The following is a 24,593-nucleotide window of genomic DNA, read 5'->3' as shown; positions in this document are numbered from 1 at the left end:
TGGACTGCTTTCCGGTGGAAGGCGTGTGATCTGATGGTTGAGAAAGTCCACTATATTAAGTCGCAGTCACTCGTTGAGTTGCCCGTGCATGGCGGGTACGGGGGGATAAATACGAGCAATGGTCAGTTGGCGCTTTCGGTGTTTTCAGAAAGAGCCCCCCTGCCGCGTGTTATCGAGTTTGACGGCGAGGGGACGGAGGAAGCGCGAGAGTCGAAAGATGGGATTGTCAGGAATGTCACTGCGACGCTTTACTTCGACATAAATACCGCAATCGCTCTCCGAAATTGGCTGGATGAGAAGATCGGCCAGTTCAAGGATGCACATCCAGAGTTGTTTGAAGGCGAAGATGGGGAGGTCAAAAGTGACGGCAGCTGAACTCTATGTTAAGCCGGCAGAGATCAAGAAGCCGCGTCTCGTTTCTGAACGAGAAAGGATTAATGGGTATACTGATGCATCAATCCGTGCTGGTTCTGAACGGCAGGTTCCCTGGGTTGGGAGCAACATCTCTCGCGATCTTGGAAGACACGCGCGCATGGTCCTCGAAGTTGACGAAAAAGAAGTGACTGGGACTGATAAATTACTTGTGTTTAGCGAGTTGGCACATCGCCTTTTTTGGCTCGCGCTCTGGTGTTTAGTTGGCAGCGTGGTTTTCAGCGTAGTAGCGAACGTCACAGAGACGCCATTTGTTGGTGCGGCTGGCGCGTTACTACTAGCCGCCTCATTCATTCTCTCCGCAGCGTGGTACGATCGCATTAATGTCGAACGAAACGCCTCCTCCTAAGCTGCCGGATACAATTGCCAAGGCCGTCCTACAATCGAATGGCGCGGGGGGTGTCTTGACGGGTGGCGCGCTCTCAGCAGTTGCGATCTTCCTTTTGTCGATTACTTTTGCGGTTCCTGAGGATTTAGAGAAAATTGTCCAATATCCAATTCTTGGCATGATGCTATTCGGTATTTTTTGGGCCATGAAAGCGGTGATAGCTACCGGTAGGACCAAGTAATCACCAAGCGATACTGTGCACCGGATAGCCACATATGCTGAGGGCCCTTCATCGCGCGCTTCGCTTTGATGCCTGACCTAACCTGGTACGACTTGACCCTGACAGCCCAAGCGTCGACGCTCGGGCTGATCCGTTTCTGGAGGTATGCATGATCAAACGTTCGGCCTTGCTTCTGGCCCTGTCACCCGGCGCCCTGTCGGCAGAAATGCACGAGCAACTGGCCTCGGGGTTCCTTGTCGATGATGTGATCCATTGCGACCAGATGGTTGATGTCGACCTCGAATTGCATGTCTGGAACGTCGTGCAGGCCGGCGGGTCGACACTGGGTGCTTGGGGCACGGCGTCGGAAGAACTCGATTGCTGGTTCGAGACAGAGATCGAATTCTCCTGGAGCGTGCCGTCCACGCAGATGACGATGGCGGCCTGCTATGTTGCCGATCGGGTTCAACCGACGATCTTTGCGCTTCAGATGTTTCCCGAGTTGCCCGGAGTGGTTCAGGTCTGGGAGCAGGGCGTTGACGAGCCGATGACCTTCGAAGTCTGCGAGGCACCGCGCTGATGGCCGGGCGTTTCGCGCAGAGGGCGCGGATCGGCCTTTCGGTCATGGCGATCGCGTTGATCCCGGTCTCGGCCCTGGCAGAGCCCTATCTGTCCGATCCCGAATATTGTGGCGGCACGATCTCGGCCGCCTATGAAGACGGGGTCATGGCGCTTTATGCGACCGGGGCGGAGACGATCGAATACGGCTGTTCGTGGGACGAAGAGATCCGCTTTGACTGGTCAGAGACCACGACGCAGATCCGGCCCGGCTATTGCGCCGAGCCCGGTGAATTCATCTATCCCGAGGTTTTCGTCTTCGGGATGAGCGAGTCCGAGCCCGACGTGATCCTGATGTGGTCGTCTTCGAACCAGACCGGCGAGGCGACGCGATTTTTCGCCTGCGAATAGCGCAACTACTCGTCATCAAGCCGATACCTGATCGCGCATAACCGCTGGCCCCGCCGAAAACATGGCGCCAAAAATTCAGATTTTGTCCTGCCGTGGCCAGATGATAGACGCCACGTTCGACCCTCCACGCCAGAGCCATGTCCGATCGGGCCAGCTTCGATGAGGCGGGCGCTACGAGTGCCCCCGCCATTGCAGAGAACACCCCCGACATGTCGCTCCGGCAGAGGCTTATCATCCAGGACAGCCCCGCCGTCACCGGCATCACACCGGGCAATATCGACCTGCTGCAACAAGGTGATTTCCTCATCTTTCAAAAGAAACCGGATGGGGAACCGAACCCGATCAGCATAGACTATTCAAGCCAGACGCGGCCTGATCGTCCGACATTGTGATCAACACGGATTGGCCGCGAATAAATGGCTTGACAAAAGCGCGTTCCGGGCACTTGACCCGGGTCGCGTTAAGTCATATTCACCGCCATCTCGCGAGAGAATCAAGAGCGAAGCCCGGGCCGGACAGCTCGGGCTTACGTTGTGAAAAAAGGGCCTGGGATCACGGGCTCGCAACGAAAGGACATCGAACGTGGCACGTATCGCCGGCGTAAACATCCCGACTGCAAAGCGGGTTCCCATCGCCCTCACCTATATCACCGGAATCGGCAACTCCACCGCGCGTGAAATCTGCGACGCCGTGGGCATCGATCACAGCCGCCGGGTCAACGAACTCTCTGACACCGAAGTGCTCTCCATCCGCGAGCATATCGACCAGAACCTGACCGTCGAGGGCGATCTGCGCCGCGAAGTTCAGATGAACGTCAAGCGTCTGATGGATCTGGGCTGCTATCGCGGTCTCCGCCATCGTCGCAATCTGCCCGTCCGCGGCCAGCGGACCCACACCAATGCGCGCACGCGCAAAGGCCCGGCGAAAGCTATCGCCGGCAAGAAGAAATAAGGGAGGGCAGCAGCAATGGCACGTGATACCCGTCGCACGAAGCGCAAGGTCTCCAAGAACATCGCCGCAGGTGTGGCGCATGTGAATTCGTCGTTCAACAACACCAAGATCCTGATTTCCGACGTGCAGGGCAATGCGATCGCATGGTCGTCCGCCGGCACGATGGGCTTCAAGGGGTCGCGGAAGTCGACGCCCTATGCCGCGCAGATGGCCGCCGAAGATGCGGGCCGAAAGGCGCAGGAACATGGCGTGAAGACCCTCGAAGTCGAGGTTCAGGGCCCCGGTTCGGGACGGGAAAGCGCGCTGCGTGCGCTGGCCGCCGTCGGGTTCAACATCACCTCGATCCGTGATGTGACGCCGATCGCCCATAACGGTTGCCGTCCGCCCAAGCGTCGTCGGGTCTGACAACCGGAGATTTCCGGGGCCGTGCCGGCTTTCGGGCGGCCCCAGATCGATTCAGAAACCTCGAGCGTTTGCCAATGGTTGATCATGCCGGGCGAACAGGAATGGAGGGACCATGATCCACAAGAATTGGGCCGAACTGATCAAGCCGACACAGCTTGACGTGCGCCCGGGCAATGACCCGAGCCGTCAGGCGACCGTCGTCGCCGAACCTCTCGAGCGTGGCTTTGGCCTGACGCTCGGCAACGCGCTGCGGCGCGTTCTTCTGTCGTCGCTTCAGGGCGCCGCCATCACCGGCGTTCAGATCGACAACGTCCTGCACGAATTTTCCTCGGTGCCGGGTGTCCGCGAAGATGTCACCGACATCGTGCTGAACCTCAAAGGCATCGCGATCCGCATGGAAGTCGAAGGACCCAAGCGTCTGACGGTTCAGGCCAAGGGCCCGGGCGTCGTGACGGGTGCGGACATTTCCGAAACCGCCGGGATCGAGATCCTCAACAAGGATCACGTGATCTGCCACCTCGATGACGGCGCGTCGCTTTACATGGAACTGACGGTCAACACCGGCAAGGGCTATGTGGCGGCCGACAAGAACAAGCCCGAGGATGCGCCGATCGGCATGATGGCGATCGACGCCATCTATTCGCCGGTCAAGAAAGTGTCCTACGACGTCCAGCCGACCCGTGAAGGCCAGGTTCTGGACTATGACAAGCTGACCATGAAGCTCGAGACGGATGGCTCCGTCACGCCCGAGGATGCTGTCGCGTATGCAGCGCGCATCCTTCAGGACCAGTTGTCGATCTTCGTCAACTTCGACGAACCCGAGGCAGCGCAGGCTGGCTCGGAAGACGACGGGCTGGAGTTCAACCCGCTTCTTCTGAAGAAGGTCGACGAGCTCGAGCTGTCCGTCCGGTCTGCAAACTGCCTGAAGAACGACAACATCGTCTATATCGGCGACCTGATCCAGAAGACCGAAGCCGAGATGCTGCGCACGCCGAACTTCGGCCGGAAGTCTCTGAACGAGATCAAGGAAGTGCTGTCGGGCATGGGGCTGCACCTCGGCATGGATGTCGAGGATTGGCCGCCGGACAATATCGAGGACCTCGCCAAGAAGTTCGAAGACCAGTTCTGAGCGCGGCGCCGGACCTTTTCAAAAGGTCCGGTCCCATTCCTTCGAGGAATGGGTCACCGCATCGGGCAATCCCGCCCCAATAACGGAGCAGCGTCACACGCGGACGCGGCCCATCCTAATACGAAACGGAGACCAAACCATGCGTCACGCCAGCGGATACCGCAAACTCAACCGGACCCATGAACATCGCAAGGCGATGTTTGCCAACATGGCCGGATCGCTTATCGAACATGAACAGATCAAGACGACGCTGCCCAAGGCGAAAGACCTGCGCCGCGTCATCGAAAAGCTCGTTACGCTGGGCAAGCGGGGCGATCTCCATGCCCGTCGCCAGGCGGCCGCGCAGCTTAAGCAGGATGCACATGTCGCCAAGCTGTTCGAAGTTCTCGGCCCGCGCTACAAAGAGCGTCAGGGCGGCTATGTCCGTGTCCTGAAGGCCGGCTTCCGCTACGGTGACATGGCCCCGATGGCGATCATCGAATTCGTTGATCGTGACGTCGACGCCAAGGGTGCCGCGGACCGTGCCCGTCTCGAAGAGATGGACGAAACCGCAGAAGATTGATTCGCATTTGCCGGACATTCGGATGGGGCCGTGTCGTCAAGACGCGGCCCTTCGCATGTCAGCCGTCAGCCACCGTCCTACCCGGTGTCGGATGGGCGCGGCTTTGCGCTGAAAGGCTCTCGTTCCCGGGGGGCTTTGTGATCGCCGTTCGGGGCGATATCCATGATCTTCAGAAGATCAGGCCATTCCTGAAGCATCTTCAGGATCACTTCGTCTTCGCGAGCGAAAGTTTCGGCTGACATGAACACTGACCCACTACTCTTACGCTGAAAGACTAAAAAATTTCGGCACAAGCTGTAAAGCGACACAAGATCTTCGATGTCGTTCCACCTTTCCCTTGGAACCCGGCGGTTCTAGTCTTTGCATGCAATGCCCGATCTCTTTGACACATCAGGACGCACGGATCCGGATCAACCGGAGGGGCGGACACGTCCCGCGCCTCTGGCCGACAGGCTGCGTCCTGCCAATCTGGCCGAGGTCGTCGGCCAGGAGCAGGTTCTTGGCACAGACGGCCCACTGGGTGCGATGCTCGCGGCGGGCAGCCTTGGATCGCTGATCCTGTGGGGGCCCCCGGGCGTGGGAAAGACAACGATCGCGCGGCTTCTGGCCCAGGAAACCGATCTGCATTTCGTGCAGATTTCCGCGATCTTCACCGGCGTGCCCGACCTTCGGAAGGTGTTCGAAGCGGCGCGCCTGCGGCGTCAGCAGGGGCGCGGAACGCTCTTGTTCGTCGATGAAATCCACCGCTTCAACAAGGCCCAGCAGGACAGCTTTCTGCCCCATATGGAGGATGGCACGATCGTGCTCGTGGGCGCCACGACCGAGAACCCGTCGTTCGAGTTGAATGCAGCGCTTCTGAGCCGATCGCAGGTCATCGTCCTCAACCGGCTGACGCTGGCCCATCTTGAACTTCTGGCGCAGCGGGCCGAACAGGTGATGGACCGGCCCCTTCCGCTTGATGGCCCCGCGCGCGAGGCCCTTCTTGAAATGGCCGATGGCGATGGCCGGGCGCTTCTGAACCTGATCGAGCAGGTCCTGGCCTGGAACCTGGGGACAAAGCTCGATACCGAGGCGCTGAGCCTTCGGCTGATGCGGCGGGCCGCCAAATACGACAAATCGGGTGACGAGCATTACAACCTGATCTCGGCACTGCACAAATCGGTGCGGGGCTCCGATCCGGATGCGGCACTCTACTGGCTGGCGCGCATGCTGATGGGCGGGGAGGATCCACGCTATCTGGCGCGCCGGATCACGCGCATGGCCGTCGAGGATATCGGCCTTGCCGATCCACAGGCGCAATCGATCTGCCTGCACGCGTGGGAAATCTATGAACGGCTTGGCAGCCCCGAAGGTGAACTGGCGCTTGCGCAGGCCGTGACCTACCTCGCCCTCGCACCGAAATCGAATGCGGCCTATGCCGCGTTCAAGGCCTCGATGAATGCTGCGAAGCAGACCGGATCGGAACCGCCGCCGAAACATATCCTCAACGCGCCAACATCCTTGATGAAAGAGCAGGGATATGGCGCGGGCTATGCCTATGATCACGATGCCGAAGATGGATTTTCGGGGCAGAACTATTTTCCCGACGGCATGAAGCGGGGTGTCTATTACACGCCGGTTGATCGCGGCTTCGAACGAGAGCTGAAAAAGCGGGTCGATTACTTCGCCGGGCTCAGGGCCAAACGGTCCCGCGATTGACTTCCCCGCGCGGGCAGGGCAACCGAGGGCCATGTTCACAACCCTGATACAGGTGGCCCTTGGCGGGGCAATCGGCGCGTCGGTCCGCTATCTGACGAATGTCGGGGCAATGCGCCTGATCGGCCCCGGCTTTCCCTGGGGCACGGCCGTTGTCAATGTCGTGGGCTCGTTCCTCATGGGGGTTCTGGTCGTCGTCCTGGCCGAGAGGTTCGGCAATCGCCTTGCCCCGTTCCTGATGACCGGTGTGCTGGGCGGGTTCACGACCTTTTCGGCCTTCTCTCTTGATGCAGTGACAATGTGGGAGCGGGGGCAGACGGCCGTCGCGGGCCTATATGTCATAGGCTCGGTCACCCTATCCATTCTGGCGTTGGTCGCAGGCCTCGCCCTCGCAAGGAGCCTTCTGTCATGAGCGGCGTACAGACCCGGATCGTCGGCCCCGACGAGGGCGACCAGAGGCTGGACCGCTATCTGCGGCGCCTTTTTCCGCAGCTTGCGCAGGGGCGTATCGAAAAGCTCTGCCGCAAGGGCGAGATCCGGGTCGATGGCGGCCGGGTCAAAAGTTCGACCCGTGTCGAGACGGGTCAGAAGGTCCGCATCCCGCCACTGCCCGATGGGCCGGCCCCGGTCCACACCCGCACCCGGATCAGTGATGCCGACGCAGAGATGATGCGCCGGGCGGTCCTGTACCAGGATGGCCATATCATCGCGATCAACAAACCGCCGGGCCTGCCCACGCAGGGCGGCAGCGGGGTGACCCGGCACGTGGACGGGCTGGCCGAGGCTCTGCAGGGCGATGCCGAAGACAAGCCGCGTCTGGTTCACAGGCTCGATCGGGATACGTCGGGTGTGCTTCTTCTGGCGCGAAGCAGGACGGTCGCCAAATCCCTGACAGAGGCGCTGCGCCACAGGGCCACGCGCAAGATTTACTGGGCTGCTGTCGCGGGCGTGCCCGACCCGAAAGCCGGCACGATCAAATATGCACTGGTCAAGGCGCCCGGGCATGGTCGCGGCGGCGAGAACGAGAAGATGCGCTGCCTGCATCCGGACGAGATCGCCCAGACACCGGGGGCAAAACGGGCGGCCACGGATTTCACCGTGATCGATGCGCTTGGCCGGCGGGCATCCTGGGTTGCGATGGTGCCAGTCACGGGCCGCACGCATCAGCTTCGCGCCCATATGGCCGAGATCGGTCATCCGATTGTGGGGGATGGCAAATATGGTGGATCGGGTCAGGAAAACCTTGGTGATGGCTGGGGCGCTGCACTGGGCGGCGAGATCAGCCGCAAACTGCACCTTCATGCGCGCACGTTGATCTTTGAACATCCCGTCACCGGTGCCATGCTTACGGTTACCGCCCCCTTGCCCGAGCATATGCAGCGAACCTGGGATTTCGTCGGGTGGTCGGCCTCGGATGCCGCGCTGGATCCGTTCGATCCGGAGGAGTGATGCGGCACGAACTTCGCAAAATCCCGATTGCCCAGCCGGACCATGAGACCGAGATCGGCGCAACCGGGCAGGTCCCGGTATATCGGCGGTCCAGCCGCTCCGGCGCGGCCCGAGGGACCGGGTGCTGCGCCTTCCTGCCGCCCTTTTTCGACAGCCCGACGGAGGCCACATGACCGAGTGGAAAAGCCGCAAATTCTGGACAGATGTAACGGTCGACAGGGCCGATGAGGGCTGGTGCGTCTTGCTGGACGGCCGCCCGATCAAGACCCCGTTCAAGTCTGCGCTTCATCTTCCGACAGAGGCACTGGCCCGGATGGTTGCCGCGGAATGGGACGCGCAGGACACCGAGATCAGGCCCGACCGCATGCCCGCGACGCGCATGGCGAACTCGGCCATCGACAAGGTCCGCCCGCAATGGGACGGCGTGGTCGATGTCGTGGCGGCCTATGGCGAAACCGATCTGCTGTGTTACCGCGCCGAGGGGCCGACGCTTCTGGTCGAACAGCAGGCCCGCGAGTGGGATCCGCTGCTCGACTGGGTTTCGGACAGGTTCGACGCGCGCCTGTCCGTGGCGACCGGCATCATTCCGGTGGCGCAGGACAACGCCGCTCTTGCCCGGCTGCGGGCCGAGGTCGATGCGCTCGATGCATTCGGTCTGACCGCGATGCATGATCTCGTGAGCCTGACCGGATCGCTGGTTCTCGGGCTGGCCGTTGTGCACGACACTCTCCCCCCCGAGCGGGCCTGGGAACTGTCGCGAATCGATGAAGAATGGCAGTTTTCGCAATGGGGACGCGACGACGAGGCCGATGCCGCAGCAGCACAAAAGCGTTTGGCATTCCTAGATGCGCATAGCTTTATGCAGGCTGCGCGTTTTGCATCACGTTGAATTCGACGCGATAGCAGGGGTCTTTGCCTGTTTTTTCAGCTTTTGCACTTGTCTTGTCGGCCAAGCGACTTGACCTGCCATACCTATCAACCCAAGTTATCCACTGACGTCTTGCTTGATCTGAGCGAGGTGTCATCGCCCGGATCCGGAAACGGATCGCAAGAATAGATTTCTGGTCGGGCAAGGCCAGATAAACTCAGGAAGAGGTACACATGAATAAAACCGTCTTTTTCGGCGCACTGACCGTCGCCGGTATTGCTGCAGGCGCTGCGTCTGCAGCAACGCTTGACGATGTGACCGCCCGCGGGACGCTGAACTGCGGCGTGTCCACCGGTCTGGTCGGCTTCGCTGCTCCCGACGCGAATGGTGTTTGGGAAGGTTTCGACGTCGGTGTGTGCCGTGCTGTCGCCGCCGCGGCGCTTGGCGATCCCGAGGCCGTGAACTTCGTGCCGCTGACCACGCAGACCCGCTTTACCGCGCTCGCCTCCGGCGAAGTCGACATGCTGGCCCGGAACACGACCTGGACTTTCTCGCGCGATGTCGACCTAAAAATGGAATTCACCGGCATCAACTACTATGATGGCCAGGGCTTCATGGTTCCGCGCGATATCGGCGTGACGTCGGCCAAGGATCTGGACGGCGCGACTGTCTGCATCCAGACCGGCACGACGACCGAACTCAACCTTGCTGACTTTTTCCGCGTGAACAACATCAGCTACGAGCCGGTTCCGATCGAAACCAACGCAGAAGCACAGCAGCAGTACCTTGCGCGCGCCTGCGACGTCTACACCACCGACGCGTCGGGCCTTGCTGCCACGCGCGCAACCTTCGAGAACCCGGGCGATCACGTCATTCTGCCCGAAATCATCTCGAAAGAGCCGCTTGGCCCGCTCGTTCGCCACGGCGACAATGAGTGGGGCGACATCGTTCGCTGGACCCTCAATGCGATGATCGCCGCCGAAGAGCTTGGCGTGACCTCGGCCAACGTCAGCGAGCTTGCCGCTGCTGCCACCGACAACCCCGAGATCAATCGTCTTCTGGGCACCGAAGGTGAACTGGGCGCCATGCTCGGCCTCGAGGCCGACTGGGCTGTCGCGGTCATCTCCGCGGTGGGGAACTACGGTGAATTGTTCGAGCAGACGATCGGTGAAAACACGCCGATCGGTCTTGCCCGCGGTCTGAACGCACAGTGGACCGAAGGTGGCCTGATCTACTCGCCGCCTTTCCGCTAAGACCCAAAGGAGAGGGCGCGGCGATCATCGCCGCGCCCTTTTCCAATAACGGACCGCCAGAGTTGCAGTCATTACGCTGCAAACCGAAAGCCGGGCAAACCGGCTCACAGGCGGACGTCAACTGACCGGGGAGACCACAGATGACGACAATAACGGATCCGCCCAAAGAGGGCTTCCGGCTCAATCAGCTAATCTATGACACGCGCTATCGCTCGATGACGATTCAGGTCGTCGCGATGATCCTGCTTGTCCTGTCGATCAGCTGGCTTGTTTCCAACACGGTTCAAAACCTTCAGGCGCTGGGAAAGGATTTCGACTTCGGATTCCTGTGGCAGCCTGCCGGCTATGACATCAACCAGCGCCTTGTTGAATATGACAGCCAGTCCACCCATGGGCGAGCGGCGCTTGTCGGTATCCTCAACACGATCCTTGTCGCGTTCCTCGGATGTGCGCTTGCGACCGTTCTCGGCGTGATCGCGGGTGTTCTTCGTCTGTCGAAGAACTGGATCGTGAACAAGCTGATGGCAGCCTATGTCGAAGGGTTCCGGAACGTCCCCCTGCTGCTGTGGATCCTCCTGATATTTGCACTGATGACCGAGGGCACGCCGCAACCGCGCGATTTCCGTGAGGGTGGTTCGGCGTCGATGGTCCTTGGCGATTCGGTGGCCATTACCAACCGCGGCGTCTATGTGCCGGCCCCTGTCTGGGGCGACGGCTCCTTGATCGTCGTGATCGTCTTTGTCCTGTCCGTGATCGGCGCCTTTGCCTATCGCGGCTATGCGAAAAAGCTTTTGTTCGATACCGGCCGTCTGCTTCCCATGGTGTGGCCGGCAATCGTGATCGCCTTTGTGCCGGCGATCCTGGTCTTCTTCATCATGGGGCGCCCGATCGGGCTGGAAAACCCCGAACTCGGGGGCTTCAACTTCTCGGGCGGGATACACCTGCGGAACTCCCTGATCGCGCTCTGGCTTGCCCTGTCGCTTTATACCGGGGCCTTCATCGCCGAAATCGTGCGCGCTGGTATCCTTGCGGTGTCCAAGGGTCAGACCGAGGCCGCCTTTGCGCTGGGCCTGCGCCCGAACCGCACGATGAGCCTCGTGATCCTGCCGCAGGCTCTTCGGGTGATCGTGCCGCCGCTGATTTCCCAGTACCTGAACCTCACCAAGAACAGCTCTCTCGCGATTGCGGTGGGCTACATGGATGTGCGGTCCACGCTGGGCGGGATCACGATCAACCAGACCGGCCGGGAGCTGGAGGGCATGCTGCTTGTCGGCCTGTTCTACCTGTTGCTGAGCCTTGCGATTTCAGGGGCGATGAACGTCTTCAACAATCGCGTCAAGCTGAGGGAGCGGTGAGATGAGCGATACACACGCACAAACCGTCCGCTATGTCCGGGAAAGCATGCTCCCGGAACAGGAGCCGCCCCTCGCCGAGAAGGGCGCAGTAAAGTGGATCCGCGAAAACCTGTTCTCGGGCTGGATGAATATCATCCTGACCGTGGTCTCGCTTTACGTGATCTTTCTGGTGCTGTCGGGCTTCCTGCCATGGATGTTCGGCGGAGTCTGGAACGCCGGATCGCTGAACGAATGCCGCGAGGTCCTTGCGGCCAATGGCGGTGACGCGCATTCCGGCGCCTGCTGGGCGGTGGTCGAGGACCGCTGGCTTCAGCTTCTGTTCGGGTTTTATCCGCCCGAATTCTACTGGCGCCCGATCCTGACGTTCCTGTTGATGTTCGTCGCACTCGCGCCGGTTCTCTACAGCGATCAGGTTCCGCGTCCGTTTCTGGCCTTCACCGCGATCTATCCGTTCCTGGCCGCCTGGCTGATCTGGGGCGGTGCCTTCTGGACGCCGACGCTTGTCTTCCTCGGATTTATCGTGGGCTATGTGGCCTTTCGCCTGATCGCCCCGATCGCGGGGCAGATCGCAGCGGTCACCGCCGCGATCGTCGCGACGGTCGTCTGGTGGATGGTCGTTACGCCCAATGTGAGCGACGGGCTGTATCGCATGGTTGGCAACAGCCGGTTCGATTCCGCTCAGGTGGAAATGACCAACCAAATGGAAACCCTGCCGCAGGTCATCGCCGAGATCGAGGAACAGCAGGAGGCCGTCGCCGCCGAGATCGCGGATGCTGTCGCTGAAAAGGATGCCATCCTTGCCCGGATCGAAGAGGGCAGCGGGGACATTTCGGCCCTGAGGGGAGAGCTTGACACCACGATGCAGGGCCTGACGGCGTTGCGCGACCAAGCGTCGTCCCTTTCGCAGGAACACTTCCGGGTCGGGCAGGTTCTTTCCGGTGCCCGCAGCCTGCTGGGCAATCTCGCGACACTGGAAGAGCGGGAGGCATCACTGCCAGACGCCCGGGCCGAGGTGGACGTCCTCCGTGAGGCCTTGCCGCGCGGTCTGAGGAACATGACCAATCCGGCCCTTGCCCCCGAGGGCACACCGCCCGAGGTGCTTGACCAGATCGATGCCTACGGCACGGCGGTCAATAACGTCGTCACGATCGAAGACGGCATCAGGACGACCTATCAGCAACTTGGCCGGATCGGGCTCGAGCCCGTCGACAGCCGGGAAATCGGTGGCTTCATGCTGGCGGTGATCATCGGTGTGGCGGGGATCGTCCTGTCGATGCCGCTGGGCATTCTGCTGGCGCTTGGCCGTCAGTCTGACCTGTTCATCATCAACAAGACCTGCGTGGCCTTTATCGAAACGATCCGGGGCGTGCCGCTGATCGTGTGGCTGTTCACGGCGTCGATCCTTCTGAACTACTTCCTGCCGCCGGGCAGCAACCTCGACCTTGTTGTCCGCGTGATCATCATGGTGACCCTCTTTGCCGCGGCCTACATCGCCGAGGTGATCCGGGGTGGCCTTGCCGCCCTGCCCAAAGGTCAGTACGAGGCCGCCGATGCGCTGGGTCTCGATTACTGGAAGTCGATGCGGCTGATCGTTCTTCCGCAGGCACTCAAGATCTCGATCCCCGGTATCGTGAACACCTTCATCGGCCTGTTCAAGGATACCACCCTCGTGGTCTTCATCGGCCTTCTCGATCCCGTGGGCCTGTCGAACGCCATCCGCGCTTCGACCGACTGGAACGGTATCTATTGGGAACTTTTCGCCTTCATCGGGCTGTTGTTCTTTGCCTTCTGTTTCTCGATGGGCCGTTACTCACTCTACCTGGAGAAGAAACTCCAGCGTGAACACCGCTAAGGAGACCTGAACATGTCCGAACTCGCAACAGAACGCGAAATCGACCGGAGCCAGATGAAGGTTTCCGACGAGGTGGCCATCCAGATCACCGAGATGAACAAGTGGTACGGGACGTTCCACGTCCTGCGCGACATCAACCTGACGGTTTACAGGGGCGAACGGATCGTCATCTGTGGTCCGTCCGGGTCGGGGAAGTCGACGCTCATCCGTTGTATCAACCGGCTTGAGGAACATCAGGCGGGCCAGATCATCGTCGACGGGACTGAGCTGTCTTCCGATCTCAAGAATATCGACAAGATCCGGTCCGAGGTCGGGATGTGCTTTCAGCACTTCAACCTCTTTCCGCATCTGACGATCCTCGAGAATTGTACGCTGGCCCCGATCTGGGTGCGCAAGACGCCCAAGAAAGAGGCCGAGGAAACGGCGATGCATTTCCTCGAGAAGGTGAAGATCCCGGAACAGGCGCTGAAATATCCCGGGCAGCTTTCGGGCGGTCAGCAGCAGCGTGTGGCCATCGCCCGGTCGCTTTGCATGAAGCCGCGGATCATGCTGTTCGACGAGCCGACATCAGCGCTTGACCCCGAGATGATCAAGGAAGTGCTCGATACCATGATCGAGCTGGCCGAAGAGGGGATGACGATGCTTTGTGTGACGCACGAGATGGGCTTTGCCCGTCAGGTCGCCAACCGCGTCATCTTCATGGACCAGGGGCAGATCGTGGAGCAGAACGAGCCCGAGGAATTCTTCAACAATCCGCAATCGGATCGGACCAAGCTGTTCCTGAGCCAGATCCTCGGCCACTAGGCTTCAGGCGCCAAGGTCTCTTGGCACCACGAAATCAAGCGTCCGGCCCGTCTTGGGCCGGACGTTTTGCCATGAGGCATCGTCGAATTCGAGGATCGTCGTCGCCCCCGTCGGATAGCGATGAAACTCCGGATGGTCTGGTGGTGTCTCGGTCATCGCATCGGCAAAACCGCCAATCCCGGGATTGTGGCCGATCACGGCCAGCGTCGCTCCGCTCCCCCCGCGCACCACATCGAGGATCGTGCCCGGATCGGCATGGTAGAGCCGCCGCTCATAGCTGATCGGGGGGCGTGCGGGCAGGCGGGCCGAGATGCGGTCGAGCGTCTCGACGGTGCGCGACGCGGTGGAGCAGAGGGCCTCGTCGGGCACATAGCCTTTTGCGGCCAGCCAATCGCCAAGCGCATCCGCAGAGATACGGCCACGTTCGTTCAGAACGCGGTCGTGGTCGTCGGCGGTGGGGTCGCCCCAGCTTGATTTCGCATGGCGGATGATGATGAGCCTGAGTGTCATGGGCCTCTGAATGCCTCCATGTGAAAGGCCGATTGCTCGGCAAGGCGTCGTCCGGCGCCGACGGGGCAGGATCGGCGCACAAGGCAACCACCTGTCATGCAGATCGCGCCGGGCGCGCTGTCGAGCCATGTCTTGCAGGCGGGCACGTCGTATCCGTCGGCCCCCATCGCACCGGCGGGGCAGGCCTCAAGGCAGGGTTTGTCGACACAGGTGTCACAGGGGCGTGCGCCGGTGTCGGTTGTCACGGCGTCTTCGATACCGATCGCGCCCCGGAACGAGACGAACAACCCCATCTCTTCGTGGATCAGGAGCCCGACCGGCGACGACCAGCAACGACCTGTTCTCAGTGCCCAATCGAGGAACGGCCGCCATGGCGGGCCGCCGAAGGGGAAATAGGCCTTGCCGCTGAGATCGCAGGCGATCCGGCCGATCACCCTGCGCGACCAGCGGTCGAGCGCGTCGGGCTCACCGTCCCCGGCCTCGTCCGAGGCCTTGAACATCGGCCAGAAGCGCGGCTCATCCGGGCCCAGGAGGATCAGGCTCTTGATCCGGTCGGGCAGATCATCGCCCGGTGCCACCGGCGCGACCCCGAGAATCCGAAGGCCCTGTTCGGCCGCCTGACGTTCGATGTCGTCGAGCCGGTTCACTTCTTGGTTAGGGTGGGCGCGTTCAGATCGGCCCTGATGATCGAGCCTGCACCATGTTCGGTGAACAGCTCCAGCAATGTCGCGTTCGGCAGACGACCGTCCAGGATCACGACCGCGCGCACGCCAGCCTCGATCGCATCGAGCGCCGTTTCCGTCTTGGGGATCATGCCGCCGGCGATGGTGCCGTTGCCGATCATCTCGCGGACCTGAGCCGCACTCAGCTGGGTGACGACCTCGCCGCTGTCATCCTTGACGCCCGGGACATCCGTCAGAAGAAGCAGGCGATCGGCCTGCAGCGCGCCCGCGATCGCGCCCGCTGCGGTGTCGCCATTGACGTTGAATGTCTCGTTGTCGCCCATTCCGGTGGCCACGGGTGCGACGACGGGAATGATGCCGGCGGTAAACAGGTCACGCAGCACCTGGACGTTCATCTCGACCGGGCGGCCGACAAACCCCAGTTCCGGATCGTCAGCCTCGGCCACAAGAAGATCGTCGTCCTTGCCCGACAGGCCGACGGCCCGCCCGCCTTCATCCATGATCGCCTGAACGATCCGCTTGTTCACAAGGCCGGTCAGAACCATCTCGACCACTTCGATCGTGGCCTTGTCGGTGACGCGCTTGCCCCGGACAAAGCGCGACTCGATGCCCAGCCGATCCAGCATGTCGTTGATCATCGGCCCGCCGCCATGGACCACGACGGGGTTCACCCCCACCTGCCGCATCAGGACGATGTCACGGGCGAAATCCGCCATTGCTGCCGCATCTCCCATGGCATTGCCGCCGAATTTCACGACGACGACCGCCCCGGCATAGCGCTGCATGAAGGGCAGGGCTTCGGCGAGGGTCCGTGCGGTGGTGATCCAGTCGCGGTTCATGTCCTCTCTCCTCCTCACGTGGCGATCTCCGGTCTCTAGTCGATCCCGGCGATGATCGCCCGAAGCGTCGCGATGCCGTCGCCCTTTTCCGACGATGTCAGAACAAGTTCGGGAAAGGCGGCGGGATGTTTCGCAAGCGCTTCGCGGGTGCGCGCAAGACTGCGGTCCAGATCGGCGCCCTTGACCTTGTCGGTCTTGGTCAACACGCATTGGAACGTGACGGCGGCCCGGTCCAGAAGGGCCATGATCTCGTCATCGACCGATTTCACCCCGTGCCGCGCGTCGATCAGGACGAAGGCCCGCCGCAGAGTCTGCCGGCCCGACAGATAGGCCTTGAGCAATCTCTGCCATTTCTCGACGACCTTGACCGGCGCATTCGCAAAGCCATAGCCCGGCAAATCGACGAGGTAGCGGCTTTCACCCATGGTGAAGAAGTTGATTTCCTGTGTCCGGCCCGGCGTGTTCGACGCCCGGGCCAGCGCCTTGCGGCCGGTGACCGCGTTGATCAGGCTCGACTTGCCGACATTCGACCGCCCGGCAAAGCATATCTCGGGGCGGTCGCCGGGCGGCAGGCCATCCATCGCGACCACGCCTTTGACGAAATCGACGGGCCCGGCAAAAAGCTTGCGGCCCGCCTCGATCGCCTCCGGCTCCGGGTCCTCGACGACAGGGAAGGGCAGCGCATTCATCCGGGCCGCCTGTCAGCCCGGGTGTCTGTCAGGACAGCTGACGCCATCATTTGCCCTTCTTGGGCGCATCGGCGGAATTGGCCGCGGCCTTCTTGTCGCGTTTGAAGCCGGACAGGATATTGCCGAAAACGTCCGGTTTGTGCCCGTGGCTGCGCATGATCAGGTACTGCTGGGTGAAGGTGATCGTGTTGTTCGCGATCCAGTAGAGAACAAGACCGCTGGCAAAGCTGCCCAGCATGAACATGAACACCCAGGGCATCCAGGCAAAAATCATCTTCTGCGTCGCATCCGTGGGCGCCGGGTTCAGTTTTTGCTGAAGCCACATCGAGATGCCGAGGAAGATCGGCAGAACGCCCAGAGAGAAAATGAAGAAGATCGACCCCTGGTCAGGCGTGCCCCAGGGCAGCAGTCCGAACAGGTTCAGGATCGAGGAGGGATCGGGTGCCGAAAGGTCCTTGATCCAGCCGATCCACGGCGCATGCCGCAATTCGATCGTGACGAAGATCACCTTGTAGAGCGAAAAGAAGATCGGGATCTGCATCAGGATCGGCAGACAGCCCGAGGCCGGGTTTACCTTGTTCTTCTTGTAGAGCTCCATCATGCCCTGCTGCATCTTCTGGCGGTCGTCGCCGGCCTGTTCCTTCAGCTTTTCCATCTCGGGCTGAAGTTCCTTCATCTTCGCCATCGAGACGTAGGATTTGTAGGCCAGCGGCAGCAGGACGGCCTTGATGATCAGCGTCAGCACGATGATCGACCAGCCCATGTTGCCGATATAGATGTTGAGCCAGTGCAGAAGGGCGAAGATCGGCTTGGTCAGGAAGAAAAACCAGCCCCAGTCGATCGAATCGAGGAAGCCTTCGATGCCGCCCTCGGTTTCATATTCGCGGATGATCTCCCATTCCTTGGCGCCGGCAAACAGCTGGCTTTCGGCCGATACGGTTTCACCCGGGCCAATGGTCCGGGTCGGCATCACGGTTTCGGATTGGAAGATGTTGCTGGTGGCGTTGTAGCGGACCGTCGACCGGAAGGCCGTGCCCGGCTCGGGAACCAGCGTCGTCATCCAGTATTTGTCGGTAAAGCCGATCCAGCCATTCTCCGATACTTCGATGATGTCCGACTGGCCGAGGCCGCGGGGATCCGGGTCCATGTCGGGCAGGTTCTTGTAGGTGATTTCCTGCAATTCGCCGTCCGACATGCGGACCACGCCCTCATGCAGGATGAAGAAGGGGCGGCTGTCGGGCTGTCCATGGCGGGCGATAAGGCCATAGGGAGCGATGGCCACGGACTCGCCGGTCGTGTTCTCGACGGATTGGCTGATCGTGAAGAGGTAATCCTCGTCGACCGACATCGTGCGGCGGAAAACGAGGCCCTCCCCATTGTCCCAAACCAGGGTAACGGGGCTGTCGGCTGTAAGGGTTTCACCCGCTTCGACGGACCAGATCGTGTTGGGGCCCGGCACCATGTCGGGATCCATCCCTGCGGTCGGGGCCCAGCCGTAAAGCGCATAATAGGCCAGATTGCTTCCAACGGGCGACAGGAGGCGCACAAGGTCGGAATTCGGGTCCAGCGTCTCGCGGTAGGTCGCCAGCAGAAGGTCGTCGATCCGTCCGCCCTGCAGCGAGATCGAGCCCGTCAGGTGAGAGGTCGCGATATCAAGTCGTGCAGCCTCCGGGGCCGCCTCGACTTGCGGGGCCGCGCCCTGTTCGACGACGCCCTCGGGCGCATCGGCAACCGGGGTCGCTCCGGTCGTGGAAATTTCCTCCGCCGAGGGCAGCGGTGTCTGTTCCTCGGGTGGAAAGAGGATGAACCAGGTCAGGATGACGAGGAAACTCAGCGCGGTCGCGAGTATGAGATTTCTGTTCTGATCGTCCATCGGCGGCCCCTTGGTACCGGCGTTTCAGGTGACGCCGGTTCAACAGGGGGCGGGCTCAAAGGTCAAGCGGTTTTGCCATATTTCAAGGGCGAAGTGCCGGCTGGTGCGGGCATTGGCCGCGCACCGCGACCAGGTGTCGAGCACCGCGACCGATCGACCGGATTGGCGACACGACTCAGACTGCGCGAAGCTGCCGGATGATCGCGCCGTCGCCCGAACGGTATCGTGCGATCCACCCCGCAGTCTCCTCGATTGGCATCGGGCGCGCCAGCACATAGCCTTGAATATGTCCGCAGCCCAGCCGCTTGAGTTCGGTCAGTTCGCCCTCGGTTTCGACGCCTTCGGCCAGCGTATCCACGTTCAACTCGCCCGCCATGGTGAGAATCGCGCCGACCATGCGCTGCTGTTCGGGATCTTCGTCGATGCCGGTTATGAAAGTTCTGTCGATCTTGATCCTCTGAACGGCAAAGCGACGGATCGAGGTGATCGAAGCGTGGCCGGTGCCGAAATCGTCAAGATCAAGGCAGCATCCCAGCTTGGACAGGGAGGCGAGGTTGCGGATGATGATATCATCCGTCCGGTCGGCGACCACGTTTTCCAGCACTTCGATCACCAGCCTGTCGGCGGCGATACCGTAGCGGTCGAGTTCACCTGTAATATGGTCGACCAGCTTTGGATCGCCCAGCTCGCAGGGAGAGAAGTTGATGCCGATCCGGGGGATGCCCAGATCAAGCTCGTCCCATGTCTTGAGCGCGCGCAACCCCTCGCTGACCATGAGTTCGCACAGCCTGTCCATCATGCCGGCGTTTTCGATCGCGGGAAGAAATTCGGCCGGCGGCACAAGGCCCCGTTCGGGGTGATGCCATCGGGCCAGCGTCTCGACCCCGGTGATCTGCCCCGTCGCGGACGAGACCTGAGGCTGGAAATAGGCCAGCAGGTCGCCACCTTCGAGCGCCTGCACGACCTCGCGGGCCAACCCACTGCGCCGCACGACCCGTTCGCGCATCGCGTCGGAATAGCTCCGAATGGCGGCGGGTCCCTGGCGTTGCGCCTCGATCAGGGCCGCGTTGGCCGCCTGCAGAACGATCTTTGCGTTCCGGTCTTCGACCCGGTCCGGCAGGCACAACCCGACAGAGGCGGATATGTTGACGGTGATCTCGCCCAGGCGAATTCGTTCCGACAGTTTTCGCTGAATGCGGCCGGCAAGCCTGAGCATCGTATCCAGCTCAAGCGTCTCGCCCGACCTGATCCCGACGCCGAACACGGGGCCGTCGAGCCGGGCCGTCATATCGGTTTCCCGCAGGCAGCCGGCGATCCGACGGGCCGCGATCGCGAGGATCTGTCGCGTCTCATCATGGGAAAACCGCTCTTCGACGATGCGGAACCGGTCGATCCCGACCACCATCACGCAGGTCGAGCATCCGGGCTGCCCGGTATCGGCAAGACCGTCGTCAAGATAGTCGATCAACTCGTCCCGCAGCGGCAGCCCGGTCGAGGAATCGCGCCAAAGGATCGGCGTGGGCGCGCTTGCGGGAAGGTTCATCGCGATGATCAGCGTCAGGAACAGGACGCCCAGAAGGACCCCGTCCATCATGTCGATCCAGTTCGATGCCCAAAGCCCGACCGGGACGAACATCAGCAGCAGGAACCGCAAGACACGCCGGATCGTCTGCGGCCTCGGCGCCGAAATGAACGAAGGATAGCCTCTTTGCATATTGGATGTGCCCTCGCATCGCCTTCCGCAGGAACGAACCTGTTCCGGTCCGACCGAAATGGACGCTATGGCGAAACAATGACGCGGTGGTTAAGCGGGTGCGAAATTCAGCTAGAATTTTCGCTATCCCCTTGCGTGATGGCGAGGCCGGCGAAGTCGAACAGCTTCGGATCAAGAAGATGCGAGGGCCGGGCATTCATCAACGCCCGGAACATGACCTGACGGCGGCCGGGACTGTTGGCCTCCCAGCCGTCGAGGATCTGTTTGACCTGCTGGCGTTGCAGGCCGTCCTGGCTTCCGCACAGATCGCAGGGAATGATGGGATAGTTCATCGCGGCGGCAAACCGGGCGCAATCGTCCTCGGCCACATGGGCCAGCGGACGATAGACGAAAAGGTCGCCCTCTTCGTTGACCAGCTTGGGCGGCATCGTGGCCAGCCGCCCACCGTGAAACAGGTTCATGAAGAAAGTCTCGAGGATGTCGTCGCGGTGATGACCGAGAACGACGGCGGAACAGCCCTCTTCGCGCGCGATCCGGTAGAGGTTCCCGCGCCGCAGCCGGGAGCACAGCGCGCAATAGGTGCGCCCTTGCGGGACCTTGTCCATGACGATGGAATAGGTGTCCTGGTATTCGATACGGTGCGGAACGCCCATCTTTTCCAGAAACTCCGGCAGCACCGTCGCGGGAAAGCCGGGCTGCCCCTGATCGAGATTGCAGGCAAGGATGTCGATGGGCAGAAGCCCCCGCCATTTCAGCTCATGAAGTGCGGCGAGAAGGGTATAGCTGTCTTTTCCCCCGGACAGACACACCAGCCACCGGGCACCGGGCTTGACCATGCCATATTGATCCACGGCCTCTCTGACTTCCCGGATGATCCGCTTGCGAAGCTTGCGGAATTCGGTTGTCTTCGGGGCACCGTGAAACAGCGGGTGGATATCTTCGGCATCATCGAGCATGGCGCCGGGATACAGCCCCCTCTCGCGCCCGGCAAGAGCATGCATTTCGGCCGATCACACGGCGCGCCACGTCAAACTGCATCCGGTCGCCGCTGACAAACGTAGAAAGATCATGAAACACCTGATCCTGGCTGCTGCCTCCGCCCTCGCCCTGACCGCCTGCACTGGCAAACCCTCGCTCGACGATCCGCTTCTGACGGACCGGGAGCTGGAGCTGGAGGAGTTCTTCGACGGCCGCCTCGTGGCCCAGGGCCAGTTCCAGGACATTTTCGGAACCGTGCGGCGCAGCTTCGTTGTCAACATCCACGGCGACTGGAACGGCGAAAGGCTGCGTCTGGTCGAGGATTTCGTCTATGAAGACGGCGCCACGGAACAGCGTGTCTGGACGCTGACGAAAACCGGCCCCGAGACGTGGGAAGGCACGGCACCCGGCGTGATCGGTGTCGCGACCGGGATCGAGGATGGCAACCGGTTCAACTGGCAATACGAGATCGACCTGCCGATTCCGAATGCCGATGGCACGATCGAAACGGTGCGCGTCACCTTCGATGACTGGATGTGGCTTCAGTCTGACGATCGGCTGCTGAACCGCGCCTACATGCAGCGCTGGGGCGTCGATGTGGGCGAAGTGATCATCAGTTTCGAACGGCTGTAGGATCCGGCGCGACGGTTCAGGCCGCGCCGGAGAAGTTACCGCATCAACTCCCACGTTGGGGGAGGCTGTTCGGGCGCAAGCCCGACATCCCGTCTCAGATGGGCGTTTGCGGGCACGCCAATGCCGGCGGCATTCGCGGTGCGCGGACGCATCAGGGTGCGCAGGGCCGCGAGGATGACCTTGCGCGGCCCGTGGCGTGCGATCGCTGCGGCGATCAGGTCGGTCTGGTCGATCGTGGCTGTATCGGACATGTGATTCCGGCCGAATTGGCCGGTCCCTTATTGGGGCCCGTCCGGAAGACGGACGGATCCCGGGATCAGACCGTTGCCGAAAGGGCGGTTTGCGATGTCAGAATGTGGTCGAAGGCTCTGACCAGAAGGTCAGAAGTGGGGCTCAGTACAGGTAAGTGCTGCCGAGGACCCGGTTCGCTCGCCCACGATAGAGGAAGCAGTTCAACATGTTCATTGCGCCCTCCTTTCGGTGCTGGCGTTGCGATGGCAGTCCTTTAGGGCCTGCCTGTGATTCCACCAAGACGTAATTTCCAGACGTCGGGGAAGGGCGGTTTTCCTGCAACAGGGGTGTTGCGGTCAGTCGGGCACGTTGTCGATGCCCGATCCGCCCCATGGATGGCAACGCGCGATCCGGCGGGCGGCAAGCCAGCCCCCCTTGATCCCGCCATGCTTCTGAAGTGCCTCAAGAGCGTAGGCCGAACATGTGGGGTGATAGCGGCAGCCATGCCCGACCCATGGCGAAAACAGGAGCCGGTAGCCCCGAACCGGCAGGGAGAGGATGTAGGCAAGTGGGGTCATGCGCCATGCACCCGTGCAAGGGCCGACTCGAGATCCGTGCACATCTGGGCGAAATTGTGGGTCGCGGTCACGTCACGCCGGCCGACCAGAACGTAATCCCAGCCGGGGCGACCGTGGTGGGGCAGAACCTTGCGGGCCACTTCGCGAAGGCGCCGCTTGGCCCGGTTGCGGGCGACGGCATTGCCGACCTTCTTGGAACAGGTGTAGCCGATGCGGATGCCGGACGCAGGCTCATCCTGTCCGCGTTGGCGGGCCTGAAGGTGAAATCCCGTTGTGCCCTGTCGGCGCGCATGGGAGGCCTTGATGAAATCCGACCGCTTGCGCAGGATCTCAAGACACGAAAAAACCGCCCGCTGCCCACGTTCGGACAGGGCGTTGTCGCTGTCCGTAGGGGCTGCTGGCGGTGTCATCGCTCTCAGTCAGGCTGAGGCGCGAGGCCTCAGGCGCTGAGCTTCTTCCGACCGCGGACGCGGCGGGCGTTCAGGATCTTGCGGCCGGCCTTGGTGGCCATGCGCGCGCGGAAGCCGTGACGCGCCTTGCGCACCCGGTTGGAGGGTTGGAACGTGCGTTTCATCGCGCTGTCTCCACTCGTTGAGGCGGGTCACGGTCGCTCTGACCGGATTCGTCGCCCATAATTGTTCGAAGCCCGTCCTTTAAGGGGGAGCAGATCACCTGTCAACGCGGGCAGGTGCGGTTTCTTGCAACAATCCGCATCCGACCTTCACGAGAAATGTTACAGCTTCGTGCCGCGGGCCTGCAAAGCGGTCGTTTTCCATCAACCCGGCGTGAACACCCTTACCTCCACCCCCCTTCGCAGGCCATCTAGCGTTGCAGCACGACTTGTTGCGAGGACGAGGATATGACCGAAATGACCCAGACCTCCGCCGGACCGATCGCACGGCGCCTGCCTTTGATCGTGATCGTGATCGTGGCCCTGACGGGGGCGTATTTCTTGCGGGATATCCTCACGTTCGAGACGTTGCGCGACAATCGCGAGGCACTGATCGCGTTTCGGGATGCGAATTACCTGCTGACGGTGACGGCATTCATCCTCGCCTACGTGGTGATCGTGGCCTTTTCCCTGCCCGGTGCAACGATCGCGACGCTGACGGGCGGATTTCTGTTCGCGACATTCCCCGGGGCGCTGTTCAACATCACCGGCGCCACGCTGGGTGCCATCGGCATCTTTCTGGCCGCGCGCTGGGGATTCGGAGAGCAGCTTGCAAAACGGCTCGAGGGGGCTGACGGGATGGTCAGGAAGATCAAAGACGGCATCGACGAAAACCAGTGGTCGATGCTGTTCCTGATCCGGCTTGTTCCCGCGGTGCCGTTCTTTCTGGCCAACCTGATCCCGTCGTTCCTCGAGGTGCCGCTCTATCGCTTTGCGGTATCCACCTTCTTCGGGATCATGCCGGGGGCCATCGTCTATACTTCCGTGGGCGCCGGTCTGGGCGAAGTCTTCGCCCGTGGCGAGACGCCCAATCTGGGCATCATCTTCGAGCCGCAGATCCTGTTGCCCATCCTCGGTCTGTGTGCACTTGCGGTGCTGCCGATCATCATGAAGGCCGTGCGCGGCAGAAAGGGTCTGTGAGC

At 61.6% G+C, this 24,593-nt stretch carries 31 protein-coding genes; 19 read left to right on the top strand and 12 right to left on the bottom strand.

Annotated elements, in window-relative coordinates:
• Positions 1 to 33: 33 nt before the first annotated feature.
• The 9 genes from EP376_RS16935 (at position 34) to rplQ (ending at position 4,996) form a co-directional block, all read left to right on the top strand.
• Entirely contained in the window at positions 34 to 375 is a 342-nt protein-coding gene (locus EP376_RS16935; protein WP_127656798.1) for a hypothetical protein, read from the top strand.
• Positions 362 to 781, top strand: coding sequence for a hypothetical protein (locus tag EP376_RS16930; RefSeq protein WP_127656797.1), 420 nt, complete (start codon positions 362 to 364; stop codon positions 779 to 781). The genes EP376_RS16935 and EP376_RS16930 overlap by 14 nt, the downstream gene beginning before the upstream one ends.
• Positions 782 to 1,149: 368 nt before the next feature.
• The gene (locus tag EP376_RS16925) at positions 1,150 to 1,560 is read left to right on the top strand and encodes a hypothetical protein (protein WP_127656796.1); all 411 of its coding nucleotides are present in this window, start codon (positions 1,150 to 1,152) and stop codon (positions 1,558 to 1,560) included.
• Positions 1,560 to 1,949, top strand: a complete 390-nt coding sequence (locus EP376_RS16920) for a hypothetical protein (protein ID WP_127656795.1) — start codon at positions 1,560 to 1,562, stop codon at positions 1,947 to 1,949. Before EP376_RS16925 ends, EP376_RS16920 begins: the two co-directional genes overlap by 1 nt.
• A 209-nt stretch (positions 1,950 to 2,158) precedes the next feature.
• Positions 2,159 to 2,341, top strand: coding sequence for a hypothetical protein (locus EP376_RS16915; protein WP_164744962.1), 183 nt, complete (start codon positions 2,159 to 2,161; stop codon positions 2,339 to 2,341).
• A gap of 190 nt (positions 2,342 to 2,531) precedes the next feature.
• Complete coding sequence (gene rpsM, locus EP376_RS16910; protein ID WP_127656793.1) at positions 2,532 to 2,900, top strand: 30S ribosomal protein S13; 369 nt, start codon at positions 2,532 to 2,534, stop codon at positions 2,898 to 2,900.
• Between the two features lie 15 nt (positions 2,901 to 2,915).
• A complete protein-coding gene (gene rpsK / locus EP376_RS16905; protein WP_127656792.1) occupies positions 2,916 to 3,305 on the top strand; it encodes a 30S ribosomal protein S11 in 390 nt (129 codons plus the stop codon).
• A 112-nt stretch (positions 3,306 to 3,417) separates the two neighbouring features.
• Positions 3,418 to 4,434, top strand: a complete 1,017-nt coding sequence (locus EP376_RS16900) for a DNA-directed RNA polymerase subunit alpha (protein WP_127656791.1) — start codon at positions 3,418 to 3,420, stop codon at positions 4,432 to 4,434.
• A gap of 139 nt (positions 4,435 to 4,573) precedes the next feature.
• Positions 4,574 to 4,996, top strand: coding sequence for a 50S ribosomal protein L17 (gene rplQ / locus EP376_RS16895; RefSeq protein ID WP_127656790.1), 423 nt, complete (start codon positions 4,574 to 4,576; stop codon positions 4,994 to 4,996).
• 77 nt (positions 4,997 to 5,073) lie between these two features.
• Here the strand turns inward: rplQ and EP376_RS23035 are convergent, their stop codons facing one another.
• Positions 5,074 to 5,238: a hypothetical protein gene (locus EP376_RS23035; RefSeq protein WP_164744961.1), complete on the bottom strand. Its 165-nt coding sequence runs from the start codon at positions 5,236 to 5,238 to the stop codon at positions 5,074 to 5,076.
• A 127-nt stretch (positions 5,239 to 5,365) separates the two neighbouring features.
• On the opposite strand from EP376_RS23035, the gene EP376_RS16890 reads away from it, so the two are divergent.
• From EP376_RS16890 to EP376_RS16855, 8 genes are all read left to right on the top strand, one after another.
• Positions 5,366 to 6,694 (top strand): replication-associated recombination protein A, encoded by a 1,329-nt coding sequence (locus EP376_RS16890; protein WP_127656789.1) that lies wholly within the window; start codon positions 5,366 to 5,368, stop codon positions 6,692 to 6,694.
• Between the two features lie 31 nt (positions 6,695 to 6,725).
• A complete protein-coding gene (gene crcB, locus EP376_RS16885; RefSeq protein ID WP_127656788.1) occupies positions 6,726 to 7,103 on the top strand; it encodes a fluoride efflux transporter CrcB in 378 nt (125 codons plus the stop codon).
• Positions 7,100 to 8,140, top strand: a complete 1,041-nt coding sequence (locus tag EP376_RS16880) for an RluA family pseudouridine synthase (protein ID WP_127656787.1) — start codon at positions 7,100 to 7,102, stop codon at positions 8,138 to 8,140. Before crcB ends, EP376_RS16880 begins: the two co-directional genes overlap by 4 nt.
• A gap of 169 nt (positions 8,141 to 8,309) precedes the next feature.
• Complete coding sequence (locus EP376_RS16875) at positions 8,310 to 9,029, top strand: ATP12 family chaperone protein (protein WP_127656786.1); 720 nt, start codon at positions 8,310 to 8,312, stop codon at positions 9,027 to 9,029.
• A 212-nt stretch (positions 9,030 to 9,241) separates the two neighbouring features.
• Positions 9,242 to 10,261, top strand: coding sequence for an amino acid ABC transporter substrate-binding protein (locus tag EP376_RS16870; RefSeq protein ID WP_127656785.1), 1,020 nt, complete (start codon positions 9,242 to 9,244; stop codon positions 10,259 to 10,261).
• A 140-nt stretch (positions 10,262 to 10,401) separates the two neighbouring features.
• Positions 10,402 to 11,616: an amino acid ABC transporter permease gene (locus EP376_RS16865; protein WP_127656784.1), complete on the top strand. Its 1,215-nt coding sequence runs from the start codon at positions 10,402 to 10,404 to the stop codon at positions 11,614 to 11,616.
• A 373-nt stretch (positions 11,617 to 11,989) separates the two neighbouring features.
• A complete protein-coding gene (locus EP376_RS16860) occupies positions 11,990 to 13,468 on the top strand; it encodes an amino acid ABC transporter permease (protein WP_420837133.1) in 1,479 nt (492 codons plus the stop codon).
• A gap of 12 nt (positions 13,469 to 13,480) precedes the next feature.
• Complete coding sequence (locus EP376_RS16855) at positions 13,481 to 14,272, top strand: amino acid ABC transporter ATP-binding protein (RefSeq protein WP_127656782.1); 792 nt, start codon at positions 13,481 to 13,483, stop codon at positions 14,270 to 14,272.
• 3 nt (positions 14,273 to 14,275) lie between these two features.
• Here the strand turns inward: EP376_RS16855 and EP376_RS16850 are convergent, their stop codons facing one another.
• The 7 genes from EP376_RS16850 to ttcA form a co-directional block, all read right to left on the bottom strand.
• Positions 14,276 to 14,782 (bottom strand): SixA phosphatase family protein, encoded by a 507-nt coding sequence (locus EP376_RS16850; protein ID WP_127656781.1) that lies wholly within the window; start codon positions 14,780 to 14,782, stop codon positions 14,276 to 14,278.
• A complete protein-coding gene (locus tag EP376_RS16845) occupies positions 14,779 to 15,429 on the bottom strand; it encodes a ferredoxin (RefSeq protein WP_127656780.1) in 651 nt (216 codons plus the stop codon). The genes EP376_RS16850 and EP376_RS16845 overlap by 4 nt, the downstream gene beginning before the upstream one ends.
• Positions 15,426 to 16,304 (bottom strand): acetylglutamate kinase, encoded by an 879-nt coding sequence (gene argB / locus EP376_RS16840; RefSeq protein ID WP_127656779.1) that lies wholly within the window; start codon positions 16,302 to 16,304, stop codon positions 15,426 to 15,428. The genes EP376_RS16845 and argB overlap by 4 nt, the downstream gene beginning before the upstream one ends.
• Positions 16,305 to 16,339: 35 nt before the next feature.
• The gene (gene yihA, locus EP376_RS16835) at positions 16,340 to 16,993 is read right to left on the bottom strand and encodes a ribosome biogenesis GTP-binding protein YihA/YsxC (RefSeq protein WP_127656778.1); all 654 of its coding nucleotides are present in this window, start codon (positions 16,991 to 16,993) and stop codon (positions 16,340 to 16,342) included.
• Positions 16,994 to 17,039: 46 nt separating this feature from the next.
• The gene (yidC, locus tag EP376_RS16830; RefSeq protein ID WP_127656777.1) at positions 17,040 to 18,866 is read right to left on the bottom strand and encodes a membrane protein insertase YidC; all 1,827 of its coding nucleotides are present in this window, start codon (positions 18,864 to 18,866) and stop codon (positions 17,040 to 17,042) included.
• Between the two features lie 175 nt (positions 18,867 to 19,041).
• Positions 19,042 to 20,580 carry a putative bifunctional diguanylate cyclase/phosphodiesterase gene (locus EP376_RS16825; RefSeq protein WP_127656776.1) on the bottom strand — a complete coding sequence of 513 codons (1,539 nt, stop codon included), beginning with the start codon at positions 20,578 to 20,580 and terminating at the stop codon, positions 19,042 to 19,044.
• A 107-nt stretch (positions 20,581 to 20,687) separates the two neighbouring features.
• The gene (gene ttcA, locus EP376_RS16820; RefSeq protein ID WP_127656837.1) at positions 20,688 to 21,536 is read right to left on the bottom strand and encodes a tRNA 2-thiocytidine(32) synthetase TtcA; all 849 of its coding nucleotides are present in this window, start codon (positions 21,534 to 21,536) and stop codon (positions 20,688 to 20,690) included.
• A 112-nt stretch (positions 21,537 to 21,648) separates the two neighbouring features.
• Here ttcA and EP376_RS16815 point away from each other — a divergent pair, with 112 nt between their 5' ends.
• Complete coding sequence (locus EP376_RS16815) at positions 21,649 to 22,191, top strand: DUF3833 domain-containing protein (RefSeq protein ID WP_127656775.1); 543 nt, start codon at positions 21,649 to 21,651, stop codon at positions 22,189 to 22,191.
• A 35-nt stretch (positions 22,192 to 22,226) separates the two neighbouring features.
• On the opposite strand, the gene EP376_RS16810 is transcribed toward EP376_RS16815, so the two are convergent.
• From EP376_RS16810 to rpmH, 4 genes are all read right to left on the bottom strand, one after another.
• Positions 22,227 to 22,442 (bottom strand): hypothetical protein, encoded by a 216-nt coding sequence (locus EP376_RS16810; protein WP_127656774.1) that lies wholly within the window; start codon positions 22,440 to 22,442, stop codon positions 22,227 to 22,229.
• A 336-nt stretch (positions 22,443 to 22,778) separates the two neighbouring features.
• Positions 22,779 to 23,000 carry a membrane protein insertion efficiency factor YidD gene (gene yidD / locus EP376_RS16805; protein WP_127656773.1) on the bottom strand — a complete coding sequence of 74 codons (222 nt, stop codon included), beginning with the start codon at positions 22,998 to 23,000 and terminating at the stop codon, positions 22,779 to 22,781.
• The gene (rnpA, locus tag EP376_RS16800) at positions 22,997 to 23,410 is read right to left on the bottom strand and encodes a ribonuclease P protein component (protein WP_127656772.1); all 414 of its coding nucleotides are present in this window, start codon (positions 23,408 to 23,410) and stop codon (positions 22,997 to 22,999) included. The genes yidD and rnpA overlap by 4 nt, the downstream gene beginning before the upstream one ends.
• Before the next feature lie 29 nt (positions 23,411 to 23,439).
• Positions 23,440 to 23,574, bottom strand: a complete 135-nt coding sequence (gene rpmH, locus EP376_RS16795; RefSeq protein ID WP_127656771.1) for a 50S ribosomal protein L34 — start codon at positions 23,572 to 23,574, stop codon at positions 23,440 to 23,442.
• A 285-nt stretch (positions 23,575 to 23,859) separates the two neighbouring features.
• Here rpmH and EP376_RS16790 point away from each other — a divergent pair, with 285 nt between their 5' ends.
• Entirely contained in the window at positions 23,860 to 24,591 is a 732-nt protein-coding gene (locus EP376_RS16790) for a TVP38/TMEM64 family protein (protein WP_127656770.1), read from the top strand.
• Positions 24,592 to 24,593 lie beyond the last annotated feature (2 nt).

Origin of the sequence: Alexandriicola marinus (assembly GCF_004000435.1) — a bacterium.
GTDB lineage: Bacteria > Pseudomonadota > Alphaproteobacteria > Rhodobacterales > Rhodobacteraceae > Alexandriicola > Alexandriicola marinus.
Note: the sequence above shows the minus strand (reverse complement) of the source record. Positions and strands in the feature narration are given on the sequence as shown.

Coding starts and splice junctions, on each gene's coding strand:
- EP376_RS16935 (WP_127656798.1), top strand. CDS start 34: ATGGTTGAGAAAGTCCACTATATTAAGTCGCAGTCACTCGTTGAGTTG.
- EP376_RS16925 (WP_127656796.1), top strand. CDS start 1,150: ATGATCAAACGTTCGGCCTTGCTTCTGGCCCTGTCACCCGGCGCCCTG.
- EP376_RS16920 (WP_127656795.1), top strand. CDS start 1,560: ATGGCCGGGCGTTTCGCGCAGAGGGCGCGGATCGGCCTTTCGGTCATG.
- EP376_RS16915 (WP_164744962.1), top strand. CDS start 2,159: ATGTCGCTCCGGCAGAGGCTTATCATCCAGGACAGCCCCGCCGTCACC.
- rpsK (WP_127656792.1), top strand. CDS start 2,916: ATGGCACGTGATACCCGTCGCACGAAGCGCAAGGTCTCCAAGAACATC.
- EP376_RS16900 (WP_127656791.1), top strand. CDS start 3,418: ATGATCCACAAGAATTGGGCCGAACTGATCAAGCCGACACAGCTTGAC.
- rplQ (WP_127656790.1), top strand. CDS start 4,574: ATGCGTCACGCCAGCGGATACCGCAAACTCAACCGGACCCATGAACAT.
- EP376_RS23035 (WP_164744961.1), bottom strand. CDS start 5,238: ATGTCAGCCGAAACTTTCGCTCGCGAAGACGAAGTGATCCTGAAGATG.
- EP376_RS16890 (WP_127656789.1), top strand. CDS start 5,366: ATGCCCGATCTCTTTGACACATCAGGACGCACGGATCCGGATCAACCG.
- crcB (WP_127656788.1), top strand. CDS start 6,726: ATGTTCACAACCCTGATACAGGTGGCCCTTGGCGGGGCAATCGGCGCG.
- EP376_RS16880 (WP_127656787.1), top strand. CDS start 7,100: ATGAGCGGCGTACAGACCCGGATCGTCGGCCCCGACGAGGGCGACCAG.
- EP376_RS16875 (WP_127656786.1), top strand. CDS start 8,310: ATGACCGAGTGGAAAAGCCGCAAATTCTGGACAGATGTAACGGTCGAC.
- EP376_RS16870 (WP_127656785.1), top strand. CDS start 9,242: ATGAATAAAACCGTCTTTTTCGGCGCACTGACCGTCGCCGGTATTGCT.
- EP376_RS16865 (WP_127656784.1), top strand. CDS start 10,402: ATGACGACAATAACGGATCCGCCCAAAGAGGGCTTCCGGCTCAATCAG.
- EP376_RS16860 (WP_420837133.1), top strand. CDS start 11,990: ATGTTCGTCGCACTCGCGCCGGTTCTCTACAGCGATCAGGTTCCGCGT.
- EP376_RS16855 (WP_127656782.1), top strand. CDS start 13,481: ATGTCCGAACTCGCAACAGAACGCGAAATCGACCGGAGCCAGATGAAG.
- EP376_RS16850 (WP_127656781.1), bottom strand. CDS start 14,782: ATGACACTCAGGCTCATCATCATCCGCCATGCGAAATCAAGCTGGGGC.
- argB (WP_127656779.1), bottom strand. CDS start 16,304: ATGAACCGCGACTGGATCACCACCGCACGGACCCTCGCCGAAGCCCTG.
- yihA (WP_127656778.1), bottom strand. CDS start 16,993: ATGAATGCGCTGCCCTTCCCTGTCGTCGAGGACCCGGAGCCGGAGGCG.
- yidC (WP_127656777.1), bottom strand. CDS start 18,866: ATGGACGATCAGAACAGAAATCTCATACTCGCGACCGCGCTGAGTTTC.
- EP376_RS16825 (WP_127656776.1), bottom strand. CDS start 20,580: ATGCAAAGAGGCTATCCTTCGTTCATTTCGGCGCCGAGGCCGCAGACG.
- ttcA (WP_127656837.1), bottom strand. CDS start 21,536: ATGCTCGATGATGCCGAAGATATCCACCCGCTGTTTCACGGTGCCCCG.
- EP376_RS16815 (WP_127656775.1), top strand. CDS start 21,649: ATGAAACACCTGATCCTGGCTGCTGCCTCCGCCCTCGCCCTGACCGCC.
- EP376_RS16810 (WP_127656774.1), bottom strand. CDS start 22,442: ATGTCCGATACAGCCACGATCGACCAGACCGACCTGATCGCCGCAGCG.
- yidD (WP_127656773.1), bottom strand. CDS start 23,000: ATGACCCCACTTGCCTACATCCTCTCCCTGCCGGTTCGGGGCTACCGG.
- rnpA (WP_127656772.1), bottom strand. CDS start 23,410: ATGACACCGCCAGCAGCCCCTACGGACAGCGACAACGCCCTGTCCGAA.
- rpmH (WP_127656771.1), bottom strand. CDS start 23,574: ATGAAACGCACGTTCCAACCCTCCAACCGGGTGCGCAAGGCGCGTCAC.
- EP376_RS16790 (WP_127656770.1), top strand. CDS start 23,860: ATGACCGAAATGACCCAGACCTCCGCCGGACCGATCGCACGGCGCCTG.